Source organism: Streptococcus sp. VTCC 12886 (assembly GCF_049893425.1).
Lineage (GTDB): Bacteria > Bacillota > Bacilli > Lactobacillales > Streptococcaceae > Streptococcus > Streptococcus suis_AA.
The window spans coordinates 1-1,172 of record NZ_JBMVJB010000072.1 but is presented as its reverse complement, the minus strand read 5'-3'; the positions used below and the strand labels follow the sequence as shown (position 1 = coordinate 1,172).

The following is a 1,172-nucleotide window of genomic DNA, read 5'->3' as shown; positions in this document are numbered from 1 at the left end:
TTTTTTTGTACTCTTCCTCTTCTCGTTTTACTGTCTGGATATGCTAAGTCTATACCGTCTCCATCTTCGGCTATTAGATAGCCTTTTTTAGTTGCATTTTTAATTAAGACTTTAATCCCCTCACCTTTATTAGTAGTTAGCGTTGGACATAAATAGTCCGAGTCAAAAACATTTCCATTCATGCCTCTACCACTAGGATTTGTATTCCCTACTGACTTCACTTTTAATTGCATTTTTAATTGGTATTCCTTCTGTATTGTCAACCACAACACTTGGTTGTCTCCAACCGCCTTGCATAGTATCTAAAGTAGGAGCTAATCCATCCTTATCCCATATTGCCCCTGCTTGATGAGTTTTACCGTCTTTGTCAAAGATGCCACCTATTCGATTTACCATGGGTATATATCCTCCACCTGTTCCCATTGATGATGTCAAGGTAGTTGATATACCGTCTTTTTTAATAGATTGATTCTTTTGTTCTCCGCCTAGTAGAAACGATTCGTCTTTTAAGTCAAATCTACTAACTAATTGTTCTATTTTTTTATCATCTAAATAATACCTCTCATCTACTTCGCCCTCTAAAACATCTTTCAGTCTGAGAGTTAACTCTCGTTTTCCAGGGAAGATGTAAGGATCATGTTCGCCTAAAATGCTGACACAAAATACACGCTCCCTATTTTGTGGAATGCCATAGTCTTTTGCATTCAGAACCTGCCAATAGTTTGAGTACCCTTGTTGTTCTAACCACTCTAACCACTTGTCAAAGTTATGTTTATGTTTCTTGCCTACCAAGTTTTTAACATTCTCCATTAGTAAATACTTAGGTTTCTTAGCAGCGATTACTTTTTGACATTCCCAAAGTAACCCCGAGCGTGTACCACTATCCATGTCTAAACCTTTTTGTTTTCCTGCAACTGATATATCTTGGCAAGGAAAACTATAAGTAAACAAATCGTGGTCAGGAATATCATTTGGATCAATTTTTGAAATATCTCCCAAGTTTGGACAGTCTCCATGAATTGCCTCGTAACTTGCCAAAGCATATTTATCTATTTCTGCAATTGCCACTACTTCATGCTCTATACCTAAATTTCTAAGCGCCATGCGTTGTGTTCCAATTCCACTAAATGCTTCAAATACTTTAATCATTTTTTTCCTCCAACTCAATCAAC

At 36.8% G+C, this 1,172-nt stretch carries 1 protein-coding gene and 1 pseudogene; both read right to left on the bottom strand.

The annotated features are described in order from the left end of the window. Positions 1–182, bottom strand: a pseudogene (locus ACPC57_RS11515) (DNA (cytosine-5-)-methyltransferase); the annotation flags it as partial. Positions 183–192: 10 nt separating this feature from the next. Further along, a complete protein-coding gene (locus ACPC57_RS11510; RefSeq protein WP_434067001.1) occupies positions 193–1,149 on the bottom strand; it encodes a DNA cytosine methyltransferase in 957 nt (318 codons plus the stop codon). Positions 1,150–1,172 lie beyond the last annotated feature (23 nt).

Coding starts and splice junctions, on each gene's coding strand:
- ACPC57_RS11510 (WP_434067001.1), bottom strand. CDS start 1,149: ATGATTAAAGTATTTGAAGCATTTAGTGGAATTGGAACACAACGCATG.